The following is a 2207-nucleotide window of genomic DNA, read 5'->3' as shown; positions in this document are numbered from 1 at the left end:
CTTACCTCACAACGAAACACTGTTAAGCCACTGCATTCAGTTGGGCCAACTCAGGGGTGTATTCCTCTGGTGCGTATGACTGTGGATGACATTCCGCGCGCCGATCTGCCGTACTACCTGAAATGTTCAATTCATGTCCGCCTGACTAACTGCGTGCGCAAAAACGCCTGGTACGAGTTGGAAAGCGCGGTGGCACGGAATGAATTACTGGAGAGTCATTTTGCCCGCCTGGAAGCACAAACACTGGGTTTTCACATGATGCGCGAACCGGGGGCAAGCAGTCTGGATTTCTCCGTGCTGGCGCAAGCGGGTGAAACGGATGAGGTGCGCCATCTGCAGGAGTGCTTCGGCATTTTATACCGTGAGAATCTGCGCGATGAACAGCCGTGGCTTGCCGCCGCGCTGTTTGCTCTCGACCGCCACAGTAATAGCCCACTGCACGTCGTCATTCAGCAACTAAGCGCAGCGCAGGCGATTTCCATGCTCCGTTCGTCAATGCGACCTTAATGACCTCCAACGTAAGTACTACTGTCATGAGTGGATTCTTCTCTACTGGCGAACGCCCGGACCAGCTCAAGAAATGCCGAAAGGCCAGCCGATGGATGTCGTCTTCCAGGATAATAAAGACAAAGCCCTGGAAATGGTGGAGTCCAGTCGTCAAGTAATCGCACAAGCCGACCTGCTTTGATGTCATCAATAACATTCTGCTCAAGGAAGAAACCAATTCCTGAGCCTTCCAGCACGGCTATTAGCGCCAGGGACGCCTCATCCAGCGTGAGTTGTCCGTGAACATCAACCTGAACAACTTCGCCTTTTTTCTCAAGATGCCAGCGATAGAGTGAACCGTCAGGAAGGCGTACCCGAATGCACGGATGATTGAGGAGGTCTATGGGGGTTTCAGGTTGCTTATGGATAGCTAAATAGTCAGGAGATGCGACGACGGCATAGCGCTGAGGTTTCCCAAGGAAGATGGCAATCATGTCATTAGGTATCAGGCTGGCGACTCGCACTCCTATATCAAAGCCTTCCGCCACGATATCAATCAAACGGCCATCCGTGACGATATCAACCTGCATGTCTGGGTAGCGGCGCAGAAATTCCAGTACCACGTTAGAAAGTAGAGTTCGGGCAGCAAAGGGAGGTGTATTGATCCGCAGTACACCTGATGGGTTTTCACGTCGAGAGCGTACGACTTCCAGGGCCTCGTGAACCCCCAGAAGCGAGGGGCCAATGTTATCAATAAATAGGCGACCGGCGTCGGTCAGCCCTACACTCCGAGTGTTTCGATGGAACAAACGAACCCCCAGTTCAGCTTCAAATTTCGCGATAATGTGGCTGAGCGCGGTTGTCGATACTCCCAACTCGATCGCCGCCGCTCGAAATGTTCCCCTGCGAGCGATCGCCATTACGGCATCTAAGTCAGTCAATGTAATTCGAGCCATTATCCCATTTCCTTCATCATTGAATCCTGTTTTGTCCTTATTGTTAACATTATAAAGACTGTTTAAAGTAAAGCTGTAGAGTTTATTTATTGGGAGATAGGTCATGAAGATGCCATCAGCAGTACAGGCCTTTTTCGAGGCAAAAGATTTAGATGTTGTTGCCAATATTTTCACCCTTAATGCCGTCGTTAAGGATGAGGGGAAAAGGTATAACGGTCGTCATGCCATCCGACAATGGCGGGTCGCTGCAACACAAAAATACCAGTATATCTCTGAGCCATTTGAGGTGGCATTGCGTGGCGATACCGTTATGGTTCGTGCCAACGTGACAGGTGACTTCCCCGGTAGTCCGGTCGTTCTTGGCTATATATTTCACCTTGCGGAAGAAAACATCGATGGCCTGGAGATAAGTCATGACTGATTTTTTTGGGCTTGAAGGAAAAAGAGTACTGATTACCTCCGGTACTCAAGGCGCGGGAGCTGCCACCGTGGCGTTGTTTAGGTCTCTGGGGGCACAGGTGATGACCTGTGCTCGCCATAAACCAGATTTCCCACTGGATGTCGGGTTTGTTTTAGCAGACTTATCGACTGACGAGGGATGTGTTCAGTTAGCCAAAGCCGCGCGGGAACAATTAGGGGGAATTGATATTATCGTTCATATGCTTGGTGGCTCTTCATCACCCACGGGTGGATTCGCTGCATTGACGGATGAGTTGTGGCAACGTGAGTTGGAGTTCAACCTTTTCCCGGCAGTACGTCTGGATC

Annotated in this window: 4 protein-coding genes; 3 read left to right on the top strand and 1 reads right to left on the bottom strand. The window is 50.7% G+C overall.

What is annotated here, in order from left to right:
• Positions 1-507: IucA/IucC family protein (locus SJI19_RS24515; RefSeq protein WP_323480847.1), on the top strand; the 507-nt coding region annotated here is incomplete at its 5' end.
• Here SJI19_RS24515 and SJI19_RS24510 read toward each other — a convergent pair.
• Positions 504-1547, bottom strand: a complete 1044-nt coding sequence (locus tag SJI19_RS24510) for a LysR family transcriptional regulator (protein ID WP_323480846.1) — start codon at positions 1545-1547, stop codon at positions 504-506. The two genes, SJI19_RS24515 and SJI19_RS24510, sit on opposite strands and share 4 nt — an antisense overlap.
• Here SJI19_RS24510 and SJI19_RS24505 point away from each other — a divergent pair.
• Together SJI19_RS24505 and SJI19_RS24500 are read left to right on the top strand one after the other, a co-directional pair.
• Positions 1546-1863: a nuclear transport factor 2 family protein gene (locus tag SJI19_RS24505; protein ID WP_323480845.1), complete on the top strand. Its 318-nt coding sequence runs from the start codon at positions 1546-1548 to the stop codon at positions 1861-1863. The genes SJI19_RS24510 and SJI19_RS24505 overlap by 2 nt on opposite strands.
• The coding region (locus SJI19_RS24500; RefSeq protein WP_323480844.1) for an SDR family NAD(P)-dependent oxidoreductase at positions 1856-2207 on the top strand (352 nt) is incomplete at its 3' end. The genes SJI19_RS24505 and SJI19_RS24500, both read left to right, overlap by 8 nt.

The organism is Acerihabitans sp. TG2, assembly GCF_035013185.1.
Classification (GTDB): domain Bacteria; phylum Pseudomonadota; class Gammaproteobacteria; order Enterobacterales; family Enterobacteriaceae; genus Acerihabitans.
The sequence above is the reverse complement of the archived record's forward strand: the minus strand, read 5'-3'. Positions and strand labels throughout refer to the sequence as shown.

Excerpts from the sequence above, each read along its gene's own strand:
- SJI19_RS24510 (WP_323480846.1), bottom strand. The coding sequence starts at position 1,547 with ATGACCTATCTCCCAATAAATAAACTCTACAGCTTTACTTTAAACAGT.
- SJI19_RS24505 (WP_323480845.1), top strand. The coding sequence starts at position 1,546 with ATGAAGATGCCATCAGCAGTACAGGCCTTTTTCGAGGCAAAAGATTTA.